The organism is Streptomyces hyaluromycini, from assembly GCF_002217755.1.
In the GTDB taxonomy this organism is placed as follows: domain Bacteria; phylum Actinomycetota; class Actinomycetes; order Streptomycetales; family Streptomycetaceae; genus Streptomyces; species Streptomyces hyaluromycini.
In genome coordinates this window covers 1,569,384-1,587,782 of the sequence record NZ_BCFL01000016.1, presented here as the reverse complement: position 1 = coordinate 1,587,782, position 18,399 = coordinate 1,569,384, and the positions used below count along the sequence as shown (strand labels likewise).

The following is an 18,399-nucleotide window of genomic DNA, read 5'->3' as shown; positions in this document are numbered from 1 at the left end:
GTTTTCACCAACACGTGTTAAATGGTGCGATTTTTGTCCCGGCGGCGCCCCGAAGGGCAGACCGGAGGGCAACTTGCCGCACAGGGGCGGGAATTGGTCATTCGTCGCGCGTCCCGGTCCTATGCTGACCGCGTCTTGGGGAGCAAGCGGCACGGGAGGGATCGTGGCAGCTCTGGAGCCGGGCGATCCGCGCTCCGTCGGGGAGTACCAGCTGCTGAGGCGGCTCGGCGCGGGCGGGATGGGCCGGGTGTACCTCGGGCGCTCGCCGGGCGGCCGGGCCGTCGCCGTGAAGGTCGTCCACGCCGAACTCGTCGCGGGGCAGCCGGAGTTCCGGTCCCGTTTCCGCCGTGAGGTGGAGGCCGCGCGCAAGGTCAGCGGCGCGTTCACGGCGCCGGTCGTGGACGCCGACCCGGACGCCGAGCTGCCGTGGCTGGTCACCAGCTACATCGCCGGGCCCTCGTTGCAGGAGGCGGTGGCCGAACAGGGGCCGCTGCCCGCCGCGAACGTGCGCGCGCTCGCCGCGGGGCTGGCCGAGGCGCTCACCTCCATCCACGCGGCGCAGCTGGTGCACCGGGATCTCAAGCCGTCGAACGTGCTGCTCGCCGAGGACGGGCCGCGGGTCATCGACTTCGGCATCGCCCGCAGCGTCGAGTCGGCCACCATCACGCGGGCCGGGCTCATGGTCGGCTCGCCCGGTTTCATGTCGCCGGAGCAGGTCGCGGGCGGGGAGGTGACCGGCGCGAGCGACGTGTTCGCGTTCGGCGCGGTCCTCACGTACGCGGCCACCGGCGGCAACCCCTTCGGCGACGGGCCGACCCCCGCCCTGCTCTACCGGGTCGTGCACGACGAACCCGACATCGGCGCCGTCACCGACCCGGCCCTCGCCGCCCTCATCGCCCACTGCCTGGCGAAGGACCCGGCCGACCGGCCCACCCCGCGCGAGATCCTGGCCCGGATCGGGCCCACGGCCGACGCCACCGCCCTCCTCGAACGGCCCGCCGCCGACCCCCGGGCCGGCTTCCCGCGCCCCGCTCCGCCGCCCGCCGCGACCCGACCGGTCACCCGGCTCGACCCGGTGCCGCAGCCGGCGTCCCAGCCGGTGTCGTACCAGCGGAACCCGGGCACGAACCGCCGTACCCTGCTCGTCTCCGGGGGAGCCCTCGCCGTCGCCGCGCTCGCGGCCGTACCGGTCGCGCACCTCGTCAACCGGGGCGGCGGCAAGAAGTCCCCGCAGCACGCCGGCGGTTCCGTCTCCGTCCCCTCGCCGCTCGACGCCTGGCCGCTGGACGAGACCTCGGGCGCGGTCGCCGCCGACGACACCGGCCGGTACGACGGCACGGCCACCGCGGTCGGCTGGGGGCGGGGCAAGGACGGGGCCGCGCTGTTCGACGGCGGCACCAGCCAGATCATGACCGCGGGGCCGGTGCTCCGGACCGCCGAGGGCCGCAGCTTCACCGTCTCGGCGTGGGTGGCCCTGAGCAGGGTGCCGTCGTCCTTCGCGACCGCCGTCAGCCAGGACGCCGTCGACGTCAGCGGCTTCTACCTCCAGTACTCGGCCGCCGAGAACCGCTGGGCCTTCGCCCGCCCCGGCCTGCGCGCCCTGTCGTTCACCGTCCCGAAGCCGGACGTCTGGACCCACCTGGTCGGCGTCTACGAGGGCCTCCGCAACCAGCTTCTCCTGTATGTCGACGGCGTTCAGGAGGCCGGTATCAACGACAGCAACCCCGTCGCCGCCGACGGCCCCCTGGTGATCGGCCGCGCCACCACCGGCGGCGTCCCCGCCGACTGGTTCCCCGGCTCGATCAAGCAGGTCCAGGTGTTCCAGCGGGCGCTGACCGCGGCACAGGTCAAGGCGCTGCTGTAGGGCTCAGTCGCGGCGGGCCGTGCGCATCCCCGCCGCGGCGCCCACGGCGAGCAGGAACAGGAATCCCAGGACGAAGCACCAGACGGGTCCCGGCGCGTGGAAGAGGGCAAGAGGCAGGACGGCCACGGGCACGAGTGCGACGCTGCCGATCAGTTCACTGCGGTACTTGCTGCGCGGCGGGTCGTAGCGGTCACGGTCGACCGGTGCGGCGGGTGGCAGCACCGCGGCCGGCGGCAGATAGGCGGTGGTCCGCGCCAGCCCCGAGGCGATGCGGCCGGCCCTGGCGCGGTACCCGGCGAACTCGTCGCCGTAGACGGGAGGCGCGCCGTACGTGGGGTCGGTGTCCACCCACCCGGTGACCCGGGCCGTCCGGAAGGTCCTGCCGAGCTGGTCGGCGAGTTCGCGCCACTCCGGGAGGCCGGTCAGCTCGGCGAGTCCGGCGAGCCGGGGCAGGACCGCGCCGATCTCGGCATGGCCGTCGTCCCCGGTGGGGATCGGGCGAGGGTCGAAGACGAGCACGAGCCGCCGCAGGTAGTCCGTGAGGTCGATCCAGCAGCCCGCCGCGTCCTTGCCCTCCTTGGACGTGGCGGTGGGCAGGTCCTCGTCCAGTTCGGCCAACAGCGGTTCGGCCCTGAGCAGGGCACTGCGGCGGGACTCCGCGATCCTCGCCTCGATCGTGAGCAGCAGGGCCTCGGCCTCCTCGGCGGCGGCTTGCAACGCGGCCCGGTCCGAGGGGCGCAGGCGGCTGGGGATCAGGTCGGTGCGGCCGGCCGTCCGCAACTGCTCATAGGCCACCGCCCATCTGAGCCTCCACTCGTCCGGGTCCGCTCCGGCGTGCGCGGCGAGCGCGACGACCAGGGCCAGGGAGGGCAGCTTCTTCGCGGTGAAGGCCTTGGAGAACTCCGAACTGGACCAGTTCAGTTCCCTCTTGAGCGCCTCAAGGGTCTGAGTCCCCTTCAGCTGCCCGAGGTCCCGGGCGAATTCGCGAAGGTGTGGATCAAGTCCCGGTATGTCCAGGCCCTTGGGTGGCCGTCCGCGCCGCGCATCCCTCTGCTCAGCCATGCCCTCCAGGCTAGCGGGGGGCCGCGTGTCGCTCCGGAAAAAATCCTGACCTGCGCATTTCCTCCCGCTCGTGGTCCGGAAACAAAGACCCGTCCTGAACCCCGTGGCCCCCGGATACAACCGAGTCAGCGCTCCGACCGGCGGGGCGGACCACCCGGAAGGCAGGCGGACCGGCCATGACCACGAACCGAAACCCCCGACACCCGAACCCACGGCTCGACCTGGTGGCCTTCCTGGTCGTCGTGACCGCGGGCGTCGTACTGCTCCTGTGCGGCGTCTCGACCACCGCCCTGACCGCGGGGAGCGCGGCCCTGGCCGCCCTCTACCGTGCCTGGACCGACTCCCGCCGCCGCCCTGAGACGCCTGCGCGGTCCCGCACCGAGGAGCGCGACCGGTGACCGGCGTCAGTCGGTGCGCGGGTCGTCCGGCTTCAGGGACTTCAGGAACTCCGGGTTGTCGTCAGGGGCGACCCACTGCTCGCGCGGCTGCCGGGTCCTGCCCGCGATCAGCCAGGCCACCGGGCCGACCAGGACCTCGCCGAAGAGCAGGATGACGAACACCCACGCCAGCTTCGGCAGGGCGCGGACCTCGTCCTCGGGGGTGTTCAGGCAGTCCACGAAGGCGTAGATCCACAGCGCGAGGACCAGCAAGTAGGGCAGATACCTGAGCATGGCGGCCAGACTAGCGGGTGACCTGGGCCGCGGATCGGCACCCGGGCATCATCGTTCTCCACCTGATCGTCTGACGGGAGGGGGACCAGCGGTGGCCATGACCTTGGGCGCCCGCCCCTGAAGAGGCGCTGCAGCAGCGCCTCTTCAGGGGCGCGGGGAACTGCGCGACAAGCCACGAACTACCGGCAGCCGCCGTCGCACGGAACCACCCCGCCCCTCGGGCGCGCTACTCCGCCAGCAGCGGCCGGGTGATGCTGCGCACGACGACCTTGCCCCGGTACCCGGCGAGGCTGACCGCCCTGCCGTCGAGGTCGGGCGCCGTCCTCCGGTCCGGCGGCCGGCACCCGGGTCAGCGGAGAGGCGGGCGCGCCGGCGGCCTCCCGCGGCGGCGCACAGGCGGCGAGCGACTATGCAGGGGGCGGTGACCGGGCCCGGACCCCGGGTGGCCGATACTGGGACACATGGCTTACGACGATCTTCGCTCCCTGCTCCGGGCACTGGAGCGCGAGGGAGACCTCAAGCGTGTCAAGGCCGAGGTCGACCCGTATCTGGAGGTCGGGGAGATCGTCGACCGGGTGCAGAAGGCCGGCGGACCGGCCCTGCTCTTCGAGAACGTGAAGGGGTCGGGCATGCCCCTCGCGATGAACGTGTTCGGCACCGACCGGCGGCTGCTGAAGGCCCTGGACCTGAAGTCGTACGGCGAGATCTCCGAGAAGATCGGCGGGCTGCTGCGCCCCGAGCTGCCGCACGGCTTCGTCGGCGTGCGCGAGGCGTTCGGGAAGCTCGGCGCGATGACGCACGTACCGCCGAAGAAGATCAAGGATGCTCCGGTGCAGGAGGTCGTCCTGACGGGCGACGACGTCGACCTGGACCAGCTCCCGGCGCTGTTCACCTGGCCGCAGGACGGCGGCTCCTTCTTCAACCTGGGCCTGACCCACACCAAGGACCCCGAGACCGGCATCCGCAACCTCGGCCTGTACCGGCTCCAGCGCCACGACCGGCGCACCATCGGCATGCACTGGCAGATCCACAAGGACAGCCGCAACCACTACCAGGTGGCGGCGCGGAAGGGAGAGCGGCTCCCGGTCGCCATCGCCTTCGGCTGCCCGCCCGCCGTCACCTACGCCTCCACCGCCCCGCTCCCCGGCGACATCGACGAGTACCTCTTCGCCGGGTTCATCGCCGGTCGGCGGATCGAGATGGTCGACTGCAAGACGGTCCCGCTCCAGGTCCCGGCCAACGCCGAGGTCGTCCTGGAGGGCTGGCTGGAGCCGGGCGAGATGCTGCCCGAGGGCCCGTTCGGCGACCACACCGGCTTCTACACCCCGCAGGAGCCGTTCCCGGCGCTGACCATCGACTGCGTGACGATGCGCAAGCGCCCGCTCCTCCAGTCGATCGTCGTCGGCCGCCCCCCGACCGAGGACGGCCCGCTGGGCCGCGCCACGGAACGCTTCTTCCTGCCCCTGCTGAAGATCATCGTCCCGGACATCGTGGACTACCACCTCCCCGAGGCCGGCGGCTTCCACAACTGCGCGATCGTCTCGATCGACAAGAAGTACCCGAAGCACGCACAGAAGGTCATGCACGCGATCTGGGGGGCGCACATGATGTCCCTCACCAAGCTGATCGTGGTCGTCGACTCCGACTGCGACGTCCACGACCTGCACGAGGTCGCCTGGCGGGCCCTCGGCAACACCGACTACGCCCGCGACCTCACGGTCGTGGAAGGCCCCGTCGACCATCTCGACCACGCCTCCTACCAGCAGTTCTGGGGCGGCAAGGCGGGTATCGACGCGACGAAGAAGTGGCCCGAGGAGGGCTACACCAGGGACGGGGGCTGGCCGGACATGGTCCTGTCGGACCCGGATACGGCGGCGAAGGTCGACCGCCGCTGGAAGGAGTACGGCCTGTGAGCTCCGCCTCCGCAGCCCTCCCGCAGCCGGGACGGACGAAAGCCTTCCTCCGTCTGGTGATGATCGAGCACTCGGTCTTCGCCCTGCCCTTCGCGTACATCGCGGCGCTGACCGCCATGTTCGAGATGGACAGGAACATCCACTGGGGCCGGCTGCTCCTCGTCACGATCTGCATGGTCGGCCTGCGCACCTTCGCCATGGCCGTCAACCGGATCATCGACCGCGAGATCGACGCCCGGAACCCGCGCACCGCCCACCGCGAGCTGGTCACCGGCGCGATGAGCGTGAAGCACGCCTGGACCGGCGCGCTGATCGCGGTGGCGGTCTTCCTCGGCTCGGCGGCCCTGCTCAACCCGCTCTGCCTGGCCCTGGCCCCCGTCGCGGTGATCCCGATGGTGGTCTACCCCTACGGCAAGCGGTTCACGAACTTCCCCCAGGCCATCCTGGGCCTCGCCCAGGCCATGGGCCCGATCGGCGGCTGGCTGGCGATCACCGGCGAGTGGTCCTGGGACGCGGTGATCCTCGGCCTCGCCGTCGGCATCTGGATCGGCGGCTTCGACCTGATCTACGCCTGCCAGGACGTCGAGACCGACCGCGAGATCGGCGTCATGTCGGTCCCGGCCCGCTTCGGCATCCCGGCGGCGATCTGGGGCGCCCGGGTCTGCCATGCGGTGACGACCGGCCTCTTCGTCTGGTACGCGATCGCCACCGACGCCGGTGCCTTCTTCTGGCTGGGGCTGGTGATCGTGGCGGGCGCGTTCGTGTACGAGCACAACATCGTCCGCCCGCACGACCTCTCCCGCCTGAACCGCGCCTTCTTCAGCGTCAACGGGTTCATCGGGATTGCCCTGTTCGTGTGTGCGCTGCTCGATCTCCTGGTCCGGGGTCTGACCGTCTGAATAGCGTGCGGCCTACCATCGAGTGCAGGACACCAAGGAGGCCACCGTGACCGTCTCGGACCTTGACCGCCTGCACTCGCAGCTCAGCCGGTTCGAGGACATGTTCCCCGGCTATCACATGGAGATTGTCGAGGGCAACATCGTGATGAGTCCGGTCAAGCCCCACCATGCGGAGACCCTCCGACTGGTGTGGAACGCCCTCCGCGAGCAGGTGGCCGAAGAGTGGGGCTTCACCAGCGATGTCGCCTTCCCGTTCGACGAGGACAACGAGTTCTGCCCCGACCTGGCGATCATTCCGGCCGTGGAGGTGTCGAAGAACGAGGGTGCTTACCCGCCCGATCTCATCGAGCTGGTGGTCGAGGTCGTGTCCAAGGGCAGCATCCGCCGGGACTACGAGGTCAAATCGCGCTGGTACGCCACGCGCGGTATCGCCAACTACCTGATTTTCGACCCCCTCCAGGGGCATGTCGTCACGCTCTGGAACCCTGGCCCCGATGGCTATGTGGGCCGAGACACCATTCCGTACGGTCCCGAGCTGATCGTCGCCTCGACCCTCGGCAAGATCACCCTGCCCACCTCCGGTCTTCCCGTCGACCCCAAGGCGCCCCACCGGTCCTGAGCACTCCTCCTTCCACCGGTACGCTCAAGGTGTGAACGCAGGAGAAACGCAGCGCGTGCCTTGGATCGTGGGGGTGTCCGGGGCGTCCGGAACGCCGTATGCCGCTGCGGTGCTGCGTGCCCTGCTGGACGCGGGGGAGAGCGTCGACCTGGTGGTCAGCCGGGCCTCGCGGCTCACCCTGCTGGACGAGACCGGGATCTCCTTCCGGGACGCGCACTGGAAGGACGACCTGGGGGAATGGCTGGCTCGGGGGGCCGACGGCAAGCCGGGGACCTTCCGGACGGACCTCGCGCGGGTGCGGTACTGGAGCGCCGGGGACCTGGCCGCCGGGCCGTCCTCCGGGTCGTACCCGACGAAGGGCATGCTGATCGTGCCGGCGTCCACCGCCGCCGTCGCCGGGGTCGCGCTCGGCCTCTCCAAGGACCTGCTCCAGCGGACGGCCAGTGTCACCCTGAAGGAGCGCCGGCCCCTCGTCGTCGCCGTCCGCGAGACCCCGCTGAACGGCCAGACCCTGCGCCACCTGGTCACCCTGGACGACCTCGGGGCGGTCGTCGTCCCCACCTCGCCCGCCTTCTACGCGGGTGCGACCCACATCCAGGACCTGGTGGACTTCGTCGCCGGGCGGGTGCTGGACGCGGCCGGTGTGGGGCACCGGCTCTACCGCCGCTGGGAAGGGGACCTCGGCGGCGCCACAGGCGAGTAGCAGTACCCGGCAGCACCTCTGCACCACCTCTCATCTACTTCGGGAACTTTCAGCGGAAGGCTTCGATCGCATGGACGCCGTGGACAGGCAGCTCATCCAGGCCCTGAGGGAGAACGGCCGGGCCTCGTACGCGGAGCTGGGCCGCCTCGTCGGACTGTCGGGACCCAGCGTCACCGACCGCATCAACCGGCTGGAGGCGGCCGGGGTCATCACCGGCTACCGCGCCACCGTCAACGCGGCCTCGCTCGGCCTCGGTGTCATCGCCCTCATCGGCATCTCCCTCTCCGACGCGGCCGACCACGAGGACGTGGCGCAGCGGCTGCGGGACCTGCCGGAGATCGAGGACTGCTGGTTCATCGCCGGCGACGACTCCTTCATGCTCAAGGTGCGCTCCACCGACGTGGACGGCCTGGAGAAGACCATCCGGCGGCTGTCCGGGACGAAGGGCGTCTCCCGCACCCGTACCACGATCGTGCTGTCCACGAAGTGGGAGAACCGGGTCGGGGAACTTCCCGAAGAGGCGTAGACGTACGGTTGTCGAAGTTGTCGTAGAGAGGTGTGGGCATGGACGTCGGGCTCAAGCGTGAGCTGGAGGAGAAGGTCAGGGCCGGTGAGCGGCTGACCCGCGAGGACGGCATCGCGCTGTACGAGTCGGACGACCTCGCCTGGCTCGGCGGCCTCGCTCACGAGGTGCGGACGCGGAAGAACGGCGACGTCGTCCACTTCAACGTCAACCGCCACCTCAACATGACGAACGTGTGCACCGCGTCCTGCGCGTACTGCTCGTTCCAGCGCAAGCCGGGCGAGAAGGACGCGTACACGATGCGCATCGAGGAGGCGGTGAAGCTCGCCAAGGCGATGGAGGGCGAGAACCTCACCGAGCTGCACATCGTCAACGGCCTGCACCCGAACCTGCCGTGGCGGTACTACCCCCGGTCGCTGCGGGAACTCAAGGCGGCCCTCCCGCACGTCTCGCTGAAGGCCTTCACGGCGACGGAGATCCACCACTTCGAGACGATCAGCGGCCTGTCCGCCTCCGAGATCCTCGACGAGCTCATCGACGCGGGCCTGGAGTCCCTCACCGGCGGCGGCGCGGAGATCTTCGACTGGGAGGTCCGGCAGCACATCGTGGACCACCGCACCCACTGGGAGGACTGGTCGCGGATCCACCGCCTGGCGCACGAGAAGGGTCTGAAGACCCCGTGCACCATGCTGTACGGCCACATCGAGGAGCCGAGGCACCGGGTGGACCACGTCCTCCGCCTCCGCGAACTCCAGGACGAGACGAACGGCTTCCAGGTCTTCATCCCGCTCCGCTACCAGCACGACTTCGTGGACATGAAGGACGGGAAGGTCAGGAACCGGCTCCAGGCCCGGACCCAGATGGCGACCGGCGCGGAGGCGCTGAAGACCTTCGCGGTCTCCCGGCTCCTCTTCGACAACGTCCCGCACGTCAAGGTCTTCTGGGTGATGCACGGCGTGCAGACCGCCCAGCTCGCCCTCCAGCACGGTGCGGACGACATGGACGGCTCGGTCGTCGAGTACAAGATCACCCATGACGCGGACAACTACGGCACGCCGAACAAGCTGACCCGCGAGGACCTGCTGGACCTCATCCGCGACGCGGGCTTCCGCCCGGTGGAACGGAACACCCGCTACGAGATCATCCGCGAGTACGACGGCCCGGACCCGCTGCGCCGCGAGTCCCCCCAGCCGATGCGGGTGTGAGGCACCGGGGGGGGCTCCGCCCCCCCGGACCCCCTGAGACCTTCGCCCACCCACCACCCGACTCGGTAGGGAGAGAGGTGAGGCTGAAGCGCCCCGTAAGGGGCGCGGGGAACTGCGCGGCCAGCCCCCACGCGCCCGCACTCGACCCGGGACCGGAGTTCCACGGCGAAAACCCTCTCCACACCCCTCGCCGTAATGGATACGATCCGCCCATGCCCCTTACCTTCACCCTCGACCCCGCCATCACCCCCGCCCTCCGCGACGGTCTCCTCGGCCTGTGGACGGACGTGTCCAACGCCGGTGGAGCCGTCGGTTTCGTGGCTCCGGTCACGGCGGAGGAGATCCGGCCGGAACTGGTCCGGCACCTGACCGCCATGGCCGAGGGGCGGCACCGCCTGCTCGTCGGGCACGACGAGGCCGGCGAGGTCGCCGCCACCGCCTTCTTCTCCTTCAACACGCACCGGCTGATGAAGCACTGGGTGTGGCTGTACACGGTGATGGTGCACCCGAGGCACCAGGGCCGGGGACACGGCCGCGACCTCCTCGCGGCCGCCGCCGGCGCCGCCCGTGGCTTCGACGGCATCGACGCGATACGGCTCGCCTGCCGCGGCGGCCTCGGCCTGGAGGAGTTCTACGGCTCCTGCGGATACAAGGAGGTCGGCCGCGTCCCCGCCGCGATCCGCGTCGCACCCGGCGACGACCGCGACGACATCACCATGCTGCTCCCGCTGGCCTGACGGCCCGACGGCCCGACCGGACCCCGGTGCAAGATCGGCGCCACGGCGTGCTTCACTGGACGGTGCCCCTTTTCGTCGTCGGAAGACTGGATTGAGATGCTCCGCTACACGCTGATGCGCCTCGGTATCTTCGCGGGCTGCCTCCTCGTCGTCTGGGGCCTCGTCTACGCCGGCGCGTTCCCGCGTGGCTTCGGCGACTCCAACCCCTTCTGGGTGCTGCTGCTCTCCCTCGTCCTGTCGGCGCCGATCAGTTTCGTCGTGCTGCGCAAGGAGCGGGACCGCGCCTCCGTGCAGGTCTCGCAGCGGGTCGACCGGATGAAGGCCAACATCGAGGCCAACCGGAGCCAGGAGGACGAGGCGGTCGACGAGGCGGACCAGGCACAGGCCCAGGCCCCGGGGCAGGCCCAGACCTCCTCCTGAGCGGCTCCCCGGTCTCCGGCCCCAACTAGGCTTTGTCCCATGGGGACCGTCAAGACCAAGCGGATGCCGCGCGCGGTACGTGAGCAGCAGATGCTGGACGCCGCCGTGCGGACCTTCGGCCAGCGCGGCTACATGGCCGCGTCGATGGACGAGATCGCCGAACTCGCCGGTGTCTCCAAGCCGTTGGTGTATCTGTACCTCAACTCGAAGGAAGACCTGTTCGCGGCGTGCATCCGCCGCGAGGCCGGCGCCCTGACCGAGGCGGTCCGGGCCGGCGTCGACCGCGAACTGCCCGCCGACCGGCAGCTCTGGGACGGCCTCCGGGCGTTCTTCACGTACACCGCGGAACACCCCGACGGCTGGTCGGTGCTGCACATCCAGGCCCGTACCCACGGCGAGCGGTTCGCCTCCGAGGTCGCGGCGATGCGCGAGGACATCGTCGCGTTCGTGACCCAGCTCATCGTCGCCGCCGCCCGCGAGGCGCACCGCGACCCCGACCTGGGGGAGGGCGAGGTGGCGGGCCTCGCCGAGGCCCTGGTGGGCGCGGCCGAGTCCCTCGCGGCCTGGGCCAACGCCACACCAGGAGTAACGGCACGTCAGGCGGCGGCGACCCTGATGAACTTCGCCTGGGCGGGCCTGGGCAGCCTGATGGAGGGCCGGCCGTGGTCCCCGCCGTGACCGGCCCGGCCCGTCAGACGGAACCCCAGCGGCGCAGGGCGGGCGCGAGCCGCTGATGGCCCACGCGGTACAGCTTCTTGGCACCCCGCCCGGCGACCGACCGGACGGCCTTCTTCACCCGCCCCCGGCCGCCGCCGCCCAGCGGCACCGGCAGCGGGCGGCCCTGCTCGTCGAAGCCGTTGTTCCGGAGGATGCCGTCGAGGTAGATGCCGGCGTTCTGCCGCGTGTAGTACGGGCGCAGCGGCGGTAGCGGTTGCAGCGGGTCGGTGGCGCGCAGCGCGGCGATGCGGGCCCGGGCCGCGGTGTACGGGTCGCTCCTGCCGATGCCCTGTGCCGCCGCCCATTCCGGGTCCGGCTGCGGGAGCGCGCCCGCGTCGATGTCGTCCCAGGAGGCGAGGCAGCCGGAGTGCACGAAGTAGTGGTTGCCGTGGGCCTCGCGGACGCCGAAGTCGGTGAGGATCGCGGTGGGTATCCGCCGGTGCATCGACTCCAGGGCGGCCGTGGAGCTCACCGTGACCAGCAGGTCGGTGCGGTCCAGCACCTCGGCCATGTTGCCGTAGACGAGCTGGAGGTTCGCGGGCGCGGGTTCGGCGAGGGTCTCGACCAGCTTCTGGTACGGGTCCCGCTCCTCGTGGGTGGTCTGCTCGCCGGGCCGGCTGCGCAGCTTGACCAGCACGAGCCGGTCCGGGTGCAGGCGGGCGTGGGCGGCGGCCCGCTCCAGGAGCCTGAGCCGGGACGCGCGGTCCTTGGGCACGGACGGCTGGGCGGCGAAGGTGACGGTGAACGGCCGCTCGGAGGAGGGCAGGTAGGGGGCGCCGCCGAGGAAGGGCAGGGCGCACTCGACGACCGAGTCGGGGTCGGCGCCCACGCTCGCGAAGACGGAGCGGAACCGCCGGGTGTCGTGGCCGGAGTTGGCGAGCACGAGATCCGTGCCGGCGCGGGTCAGGAGACCGTCGACCATCTTCTCGTAGACCACGCCGACGTACCCGCTGACCGTGACCGGCCGGTGCAGCCGGCCCTCCCAGGCGATCCCCAGGCTGTGGACGAGCGCCAGGACCGTGCCGCCGAGGACCGCCAGCACGACGATGTCGGCGTTCGCCAGCTCCTCGTCGTCGGCCAGTTCGGCGGCGCGTACCTCGCGCCGGGTGTCGGGCTCGATGCCGATCTCGGCGAGTTGCCGTTCGGTGGGCGTGGACCGGCCCCGCAGGAAGTACGCGTCCAGCGCGTGCTCGGGGGCGATCTGCCGGGCCACCGACGCACCCCATTTCCAGCGGGTGTCCGAGTCGGCGATTACTGCGACGCGTCTGGGAGGCATGCTCAGTGCCCTTCGTGCAATGGATCACAAAAGTGAGCAGAGGCTAAGGACGCTTTCTTGGCGCAGCATTAGGGATTCCTTCACGGATCCTTGGACGGGCTGGGTGTCCGATGTGAGTGGATCTTCGGTCACCGCTGTCACCTGCGGTTTCGCAATGGCGTGACAGGATCCGCACAGATAGGCGAAACACAGTCTTTGTGTGTTTTTAGTAGATCACGGGGCAACGCGTGGGCTGACGATGCCCTCCACGTGCACCCGGTCTCCGCTCCGCAATTGAAAGCGACCGCCCTCGGCGGCGTATTCGACCGTGCCCGGCAGCAGGACCGGTGCCCGGAACTCCGCCCGTACCTCCGCCGCCGCCGGCACCCCGTGCGCGGCGAGGCACCGGGCCACGGTCCACATGCCGTGCGCGATGGCGCGGGGGAAGCCGAAGAGGCGGGCGGTGAGCGGGTGCAGGTGAATGGGGTTGCGGTCCCCGGAGGCGGCCGCGTAGCGCCGGCCGACATCCCCCGCGATCCGCCACTCCTCGGCGACGGGCAGGAGTCCGGACTCGTCCCGGGCCGTCTCACCGGCGTGCCGCGTCCGGTGCCGCGCCAGATACGTACTGCGCGACTCCCATACGACGTCCTCGCCGACCCGCACCCCGGTCACGACGGTGGCCTCGGTGCCCCGTCGGTGCGGGCTCAGCTTCTCCACATGGACGGCCATGTCGTACGTCCCGTCCCCGGGCAGTTCGGCATACCGCTCGATCGCGATGGAGGTGTGCACCAGCCCCAGCAGCGGCAGCGGGAAGTCCCGCGCACTCATGAGCCGCATGGCCAGCGGAAACCCGAGCACATGGGGGTAGGTGATCGGCAGCCCGTCGTCGCCGGTGGCGAACCCGCAGACGCGCTCGTAGGCGGCGAGCTTTCCGAGGTCGGGGCGGACACCGGGCAGTACGAGGTGGGTGCGGGGGAACAGGGAGTCCAGGGTGGGCCGTTTGAACGGTGACCGTAGCGCCCCACGAACGAGTAGAGGCCCGAGGGAAGGAGCGCTGTTGAGGGTGGTCACAGGGCTTTCCTTTCACATTCCGGTGGCAGGGACGTGCCCCCTTGGGGGCGCGGGGCTGTGGTTGATATGCGGCTGCCGCCGCGTGGGCGCGACCAGCCACAACGCACCCGCACCCGCCCCGCAACCGTCCCGTCCCCCCATGTCGCACGATTCCTGACTCTGGAGTAAGGTTACCGTAGGTAAGTCTATGTCACAGCTGTCAAGTGCCGGGAAACGGGCCGAACGTGAAGGACCCTCACGTAACCTCCGGGATTGCACAGGCCCGTCCCCGGACAACCCCCGAATGCCCACAAGCCCGCCACAGCGGCCCCGTACGATCTCCAGCCTGAACCGCCGGTAACCCCTTTCCGAGGGCCGGTGCCGGTGAACGCCTCGGTGCGCGAGGCACGTACGTCATGCAGCAAGCAGTTCACCGCTGCACGCCCGAGGAGCCGCCCCGTGTCCACGTCCTCTTATCCGAGCGCCGCCCCCGTCTCCTCGGGCGCGGCGATCCAGGCCACGGACTACGACGGGAACCCGATCCTGGTCGAGCCCCTCGTCCAGCGGCTGGACGGGGTGGTGCGGGAGGCGTACGTACCGCCGTTCGCGCCGCCGGTGCGGCACGGGTCGCTCGCCGACCTGCCGTTCGAGAACGCGGAGGCGGAGCCGGGCGCCGTGGTGCTCAGCCGCAAGTCGGGCGAGGACGAGGGCCGTTGGGAACACGTGACGGCTGCCGAGTTCGCCGCCCAGGTGCTGGCGATCGCGAAGGGCCTGATCGCGGAGGGGCTGATGCCGGGCGACCGGATCGCGATCATGTCCCGGACCACGTACGAGTGGACGCTGCTCGACTTCGGCGCCTGGGCGGCCGGCCTGGTGACCGTGCCGGTCTACCCGACCTCCTCGGTCTTCCAGACCCGCTGGATCATGCACGACTCGGGTGCCGTCGCCCTGGTCACCGAGACCGCCGCGCAGGCCGCCGCGCTCGGCCCCGAACTCGACCGGCTGCCCGACCTCAGGCACCTGTGGGTGACGGAGAAGGGGCACGTGGACCGGCTCGCGGAGGCCGGCGCGCAGGTGCCGGACGCCGAGGTGGGCGTACGGCGCGGCATGCTGGGCCCCGACACCCTCGCCACCCTCATCTACACCTCGGGCACCACCGGCCGCCCCAAGGGCTGCGCCCTCTCGCACGGCAACTTCTTCGCCGAGGTCGACAACGCGATCGAACTCCTCTACCCGATCTTCAAGTCGCGCAACGACGAGGAGGTCTCCATCCTCCTCTTCCTGCCCATGTCCCACGTCTTCGGGCGCATGGTGGCGATCGCCTGCGTCCGCGCCGGGGTCCGCCTCGGCCACGCCCCCAGCCTCAAGGCCGAGGACCTGCTCCCGGACCTGGCCGGCTTCAAGCCGACCTGTCTCCTCACCATCCCGTACATGCTGGAGAAGGTCTTCAACACCGCGCGGGCGAAGGCGGAGGCAGGCGGCCGGGTCTCGGTCTTCGACCGGGCCACCGGGGTCGCCCAGCGGTACGGCGAGGCACTGGAGGCCAAGCAGACCGGCACCGGCAGCGGCCCCGGCCGCGCCCTGAAGACGGCCCGTTCCTTCTACGACCCGCTCGTCTACCGCCGTATCCGCACCGCCATGGGCGGCAAGGTCCGGCACATCATCTGCGGCGGCTCACCGCTGGGCCGCCGCCTCGCCGCGTTCTACGCCGGGGCCGGCATCGAGATCTACGAGGGCTATGGCCTGACCGAGACCACGGCGGCCACCACCTGCACCCCGCCCCTCAAACCCCGCCTGGGCACGGTGGGCTGGCCGATGCCGGGGACCAAGGTCAGGATCGCCGCCGACGGGGAGATCCTGGTCGCCGGCGACCACGTGCTGCGCGGCTACTGGGACCCGCAGGCCGGCGGGGTCGTCCCGGCCACCCGGGACGGCTGGCTGGCCACCGGCGACCTGGGCGAACTGGACGACGAGGGCTACCTCACCATCACCGGCCGCAAGAAGGAGATGCTGATCACGGCCGGCGGCAAGTCGGTGGCCCCGGCCCCGCTCGAGAACTGGCTGCGCTCGCACCCCCTCATCTCCCAGGTGATGCTGGTCGGCGACGGGCTGCCGTACGTCAGCGCCCTCATCACCCTCGACCGGGACGGCCTCACCCACTGGCGCCAGATGAACGGCAAGCACCCGGTGCCGCCGGAACTCCTCATGGACGACATGGAGTTGCGGGCCGTCCTGCAGCGCGCCGTCGACGAGGCCAACAAACTGGTCTCCCGCCCCGAGTCCATCCGCCGCTTCGAGATGCTCCCCGTCGACTTCACCGAGGAGGCCGGGCATCTCACCCCCTCGATGAAGCTGCGCCGCGAGGCGGTCATGAAGGACTTCGCGCCGGAGATCGAGAGCCTGTACGCGAAGTGATCCGCGGCTGACGCGCGAAGCGGGCCGCGGCCCCGGTGTCCGGTGGTTTGCGTTGGGCCACCTGGCCCACCTGGCGTGATGGCATCACAGGGACCGTCCGGGACCCGTGATTCCATCGCGCCAGGAGGTACACCATGGCCGACGACCGGCAGCAGGACACCCACCCCCGACCGTCCACCACCCGGCGCCGCGTGCTTGCCGCGGGTGCCGTGGCCCCCGTCCTCGCAGGCGCGGCGACCCCGACCGCCCGGGCCCTCTCCCGCGACCGCCCGCGCACCCTGGCCGAACCCGAGATGACCGTCCTCGCCTACTGGGCGGACGTGGCCAAGGCCCTGGGACGGCCGGGTGACATGAAGCGGTACATGTACCACACCGGCCTGCCCCGCCGGGACCTCAAGGTGGTCTCCCGGGGCGTGCGGATCGAGACCTCGCTGGCCCTCGGCACCCACGTCGCCTTCGTCCGCTACAAGGACGGCGCCCATCTGATGATGGGTGACGCCGTGGTCACCGAGCACGAACTGGACGGCTTCACCGACGTCATCCTGGAGCACGGCATCGGGATCAACGCCGTACACAAGCATCTTCTCGCCCACCAGCCCGCCCTGTGCTGGCTGCATCTGCACGCGCACGCTCACGACCCGGTACCCGTCGCAAAGGGGCTGCGCGCGGCCTTCGACCGCACCGGCACCCCGCCCGACCGGACGCCCGCCACCCCGACCCTCGACCTGGACACCAAGGGCATCGACGGCGCGCTCGGCAGCAAGGGCGTCCAGGACGAGGGCATCTACAAGAGCGTCTGGGCACGTGTGGAGCGGATCGTGGACGGCGACATGATCCTGCCGCCCGGCCTCGGCTCGACGACCACCGTCAACTTCCAGCCGCTGGGCAGGGGGAGGGCCGCGGTCAACGGTGACTTCGTGATGACCGCGGGCGAGGTCCAGCCGGTCCTGAAGATCCTGCGCGACGGCGGGATCGACCTGGTGGAGCTCCACCACCACAACCTCTACGACGAGCCGCGCCTGTTCTTCCTCCACTACTGGGCGATCGGCGACGCCCTGCGGCTCGCGAAGAACCTGAGCGCCGCCGTCCACGCCACCAAAGTGGTGCCGTTCTCGTGAGCGACCTACCGATGAAGGAGACGAATGTGCAGGCGATCGACTGCCCCTTCGGTTTCAGCAAGGCCCTCGACTTCGACCCGACCCTCGCCGGGTTCATGGAGCGCGATTCCCTCGGCACGATCCGGTTGCCGTACGGCGAGTCGGACGCCTGGCTGGTCACCAGTTTCGAGTCGGTGCAGCAGGTGACCACGGATCCCCGGTTCAGCCGGGCCGAGATCATCGAGTACGACTATCCGCGCCTGACGGCCGAGCCGATCGTCTCCCCCGAGTCGATCAACGTGATGGACCCGCCGCACAGCAGCCGGATCCGGCATCTGGCCACCCAGGCCTTCACCCCGCGCCAGGTGGACCGGATGCGGGGCCGGATCGGCCTCCTCACGGACCGGCTGCTGGACGAAATGGAAGACGCCGGTCAGCCGGCCGACCTGGTCCGGTACCTGTCCGACCCCCTTCCCCAGCACACGATCCTGGACCTGCTGGGCATCGACCGCGCCGAGTGGCCCCGGATGCAGGAGCAGGTCCAGCGGCTGCTGGTGGTCGGCGCCGGCAACCGGGACGTCGCACGCGCGGCCAAGGAGGACCTGACCGGCTACTTCACCGGGCTCGTCGCCGAACGCCGGAAGAACCCCGGTACGGACATCATCAGCGTGCTCACCGAGGCACGGGACGGCACGGACCAGCTCGACGACCGGGAACTGGCCGTCCTGGCACTGACGTTCACCCTCAGCGGCCAGGACACGGCGACCTGCCAGATCAGCGACATCGTGTATCTGCTGCTGACCCGCCCGAAGCTGGCGGAGTACGCCCGCGCGCACCGGAAGGACCTGACGGACTTCATCCACGAACTGCTCCGGTACATCCCCTTCCGGAAGGGCGTGGGCATTCCCCGGGTGGCACTGGAGGACGTCGAGATGGACGGGGTGGTCATCCGGCAGGGCGACTTCGTCCACGTCTCCTACCTGACGGCCAACCGTGACCCGGACCGCTATCCGGATCCCCACGAGATCGTGCCCGACCGTCCCGTCGCTCCCCACATGACCTTCGGCTGGGGCGGCCACCGGTGCATCGCGGTGCCGTTGGCGATGGCCGAACTGGAGGTCGCCCTGGAACGCCTCCTGGACCGCTTCCCCACGCTCCGCCTGGCGGTGCGCCCGGACGAGGTCCGCTGGGACACCGAGACCATCCGCCGGTTCCCCCTGGAGCTGCCGGTGGCCTGGTAGGCCCGGGC

Annotated in this window: 18 protein-coding genes; 14 read left to right on the top strand and 4 right to left on the bottom strand. The window is 70.7% G+C overall.

Translation table 11 applies throughout. From position 1 onward, the window contains the following. Positions 1-163 precede the first annotated feature (163 nt). Positions 164-1,864 (top strand): protein kinase domain-containing protein, encoded by a 1,701-nt coding sequence (locus tag SSP29_RS07440; protein ID WP_089099619.1) that lies wholly within the window; start codon positions 164-166, stop codon positions 1,862-1,864. Between the two features lie 3 nt (positions 1,865-1,867). Here the strand turns inward: SSP29_RS07440 and SSP29_RS07435 are convergent, their stop codons facing one another. Then, entirely contained in the window at positions 1,868-2,926 is a 1,059-nt protein-coding gene (locus SSP29_RS07435) for a hypothetical protein (RefSeq protein ID WP_089099618.1), read from the bottom strand. Positions 2,927-3,102: 176 nt separating this feature from the next. On the opposite strand from SSP29_RS07435, the gene SSP29_RS07430 reads away from it, so the two are divergent. Beyond that, entirely contained in the window at positions 3,103-3,324 is a 222-nt protein-coding gene (locus tag SSP29_RS07430) for a hypothetical protein (protein WP_089099617.1), read from the top strand. Positions 3,325-3,330: 6 nt separating this feature from the next. On the opposite strand, the gene SSP29_RS07425 is transcribed toward SSP29_RS07430, so the two are convergent. Then, positions 3,331-3,597 (bottom strand): PLD nuclease N-terminal domain-containing protein, encoded by a 267-nt coding sequence (locus tag SSP29_RS07425; RefSeq protein ID WP_089099616.1) that lies wholly within the window; start codon positions 3,595-3,597, stop codon positions 3,331-3,333. Positions 3,598-4,058: 461 nt separating this feature from the next. Between SSP29_RS07425 and SSP29_RS07420 the strand changes: the two genes are divergently transcribed. From SSP29_RS07420 to SSP29_RS07380, 9 genes are all read left to right on the top strand, one after another. Further along, positions 4,059-5,510 carry a menaquinone biosynthesis decarboxylase gene (locus tag SSP29_RS07420; protein ID WP_089099615.1) on the top strand — a complete coding sequence of 484 codons (1,452 nt, stop codon included), beginning with the start codon at positions 4,059-4,061 and terminating at the stop codon, positions 5,508-5,510. Further along, positions 5,507-6,409: a menaquinone biosynthesis prenyltransferase MqnP gene (gene mqnP, locus SSP29_RS07415; protein WP_089099614.1), complete on the top strand. Its 903-nt coding sequence runs from the start codon at positions 5,507-5,509 to the stop codon at positions 6,407-6,409. Before SSP29_RS07420 ends, mqnP begins: the two co-directional genes overlap by 4 nt. A gap of 46 nt (positions 6,410-6,455) precedes the next feature. Further along, positions 6,456-7,028 (top strand): Uma2 family endonuclease, encoded by a 573-nt coding sequence (locus SSP29_RS07410; protein WP_089099849.1) that lies wholly within the window; start codon positions 6,456-6,458, stop codon positions 7,026-7,028. Between the two features lie 55 nt (positions 7,029-7,083). Then, the gene (locus SSP29_RS07405; protein WP_089099613.1) at positions 7,084-7,731 is read left to right on the top strand and encodes a UbiX family flavin prenyltransferase; all 648 of its coding nucleotides are present in this window, start codon (positions 7,084-7,086) and stop codon (positions 7,729-7,731) included. A 70-nt stretch (positions 7,732-7,801) separates the two neighbouring features. Next, a complete protein-coding gene (locus SSP29_RS07400; RefSeq protein WP_089099612.1) occupies positions 7,802-8,257 on the top strand; it encodes an Lrp/AsnC family transcriptional regulator in 456 nt (151 codons plus the stop codon). Between the two features lie 38 nt (positions 8,258-8,295). Next, complete coding sequence (gene mqnE / locus SSP29_RS07395) at positions 8,296-9,459, top strand: aminofutalosine synthase MqnE (protein WP_089099611.1); 1,164 nt, start codon at positions 8,296-8,298, stop codon at positions 9,457-9,459. Between the two features lie 212 nt (positions 9,460-9,671). Continuing rightward, positions 9,672-10,196: a GNAT family N-acetyltransferase gene (locus tag SSP29_RS07390; RefSeq protein ID WP_089099610.1), complete on the top strand. Its 525-nt coding sequence runs from the start codon at positions 9,672-9,674 to the stop codon at positions 10,194-10,196. A 96-nt stretch (positions 10,197-10,292) separates the two neighbouring features. After that, positions 10,293-10,616: a DUF4229 domain-containing protein gene (locus tag SSP29_RS07385; RefSeq protein ID WP_089099609.1), complete on the top strand. Its 324-nt coding sequence runs from the start codon at positions 10,293-10,295 to the stop codon at positions 10,614-10,616. A gap of 39 nt (positions 10,617-10,655) precedes the next feature. Further along, positions 10,656-11,294, top strand: coding sequence for a TetR/AcrR family transcriptional regulator (locus SSP29_RS07380; RefSeq protein WP_089099608.1), 639 nt, complete (start codon positions 10,656-10,658; stop codon positions 11,292-11,294). Between the two features lie 13 nt (positions 11,295-11,307). On the opposite strand, the gene SSP29_RS07375 is transcribed toward SSP29_RS07380, so the two are convergent. Next, positions 11,308-12,609 (bottom strand): DUF6716 putative glycosyltransferase, encoded by a 1,302-nt coding sequence (locus SSP29_RS07375; protein ID WP_089099607.1) that lies wholly within the window; start codon positions 12,607-12,609, stop codon positions 11,308-11,310. 213 nt (positions 12,610-12,822) lie between these two features. After that, positions 12,823-13,659 (bottom strand): MaoC/PaaZ C-terminal domain-containing protein, encoded by an 837-nt coding sequence (locus SSP29_RS07370; protein ID WP_089099606.1) that lies wholly within the window; start codon positions 13,657-13,659, stop codon positions 12,823-12,825. A 489-nt stretch (positions 13,660-14,148) separates the two neighbouring features. Between SSP29_RS07370 and SSP29_RS07365 the strand changes: the two genes are divergently transcribed. From SSP29_RS07365 to SSP29_RS07355, 3 genes are all read left to right on the top strand, one after another. Further along, a complete protein-coding gene (locus SSP29_RS07365) occupies positions 14,149-16,053 on the top strand; it encodes an AMP-dependent synthetase/ligase (RefSeq protein ID WP_089099848.1) in 1,905 nt (634 codons plus the stop codon). 134 nt (positions 16,054-16,187) lie between these two features. Further along, on the top strand, positions 16,188-17,171 hold the full coding sequence (locus tag SSP29_RS07360; RefSeq protein ID WP_089099605.1) for a DUF1259 domain-containing protein: 984 nt from the start codon (positions 16,188-16,190) through the stop codon (positions 17,169-17,171). A gap of 11 nt (positions 17,172-17,182) precedes the next feature. Beyond that, on the top strand, positions 17,183-18,391 hold the full coding sequence (locus SSP29_RS07355) for a cytochrome P450 (protein WP_089099604.1): 1,209 nt from the start codon (positions 17,183-17,185) through the stop codon (positions 18,389-18,391). Positions 18,392-18,399 lie beyond the last annotated feature (8 nt).

Excerpts from the sequence above, each read along its gene's own strand:
- SSP29_RS07435 (WP_089099618.1), bottom strand. The coding sequence starts at position 2,926 with ATGGCTGAGCAGAGGGATGCGCGGCGCGGACGGCCACCCAAGGGCCTG.
- SSP29_RS07430 (WP_089099617.1), top strand. The coding sequence starts at position 3,103 with ATGACCACGAACCGAAACCCCCGACACCCGAACCCACGGCTCGACCTG.
- SSP29_RS07425 (WP_089099616.1), bottom strand. The coding sequence starts at position 3,597 with ATGCTCAGGTATCTGCCCTACTTGCTGGTCCTCGCGCTGTGGATCTAC.
- SSP29_RS07420 (WP_089099615.1), top strand. The coding sequence starts at position 4,059 with ATGGCTTACGACGATCTTCGCTCCCTGCTCCGGGCACTGGAGCGCGAG.
- SSP29_RS07400 (WP_089099612.1), top strand. The coding sequence starts at position 7,802 with ATGGACGCCGTGGACAGGCAGCTCATCCAGGCCCTGAGGGAGAACGGC.
- mqnE (WP_089099611.1), top strand. The coding sequence starts at position 8,296 with ATGGACGTCGGGCTCAAGCGTGAGCTGGAGGAGAAGGTCAGGGCCGGT.
- SSP29_RS07390 (WP_089099610.1), top strand. The coding sequence starts at position 9,672 with ATGCCCCTTACCTTCACCCTCGACCCCGCCATCACCCCCGCCCTCCGC.
- SSP29_RS07385 (WP_089099609.1), top strand. The coding sequence starts at position 10,293 with ATGCTCCGCTACACGCTGATGCGCCTCGGTATCTTCGCGGGCTGCCTC.
- SSP29_RS07380 (WP_089099608.1), top strand. The coding sequence starts at position 10,656 with ATGGGGACCGTCAAGACCAAGCGGATGCCGCGCGCGGTACGTGAGCAG.
- SSP29_RS07375 (WP_089099607.1), bottom strand. The coding sequence starts at position 12,609 with ATGCCTCCCAGACGCGTCGCAGTAATCGCCGACTCGGACACCCGCTGG.
- SSP29_RS07360 (WP_089099605.1), top strand. The coding sequence starts at position 16,188 with ATGGCCGACGACCGGCAGCAGGACACCCACCCCCGACCGTCCACCACC.
- SSP29_RS07355 (WP_089099604.1), top strand. The coding sequence starts at position 17,183 with ATGAAGGAGACGAATGTGCAGGCGATCGACTGCCCCTTCGGTTTCAGC.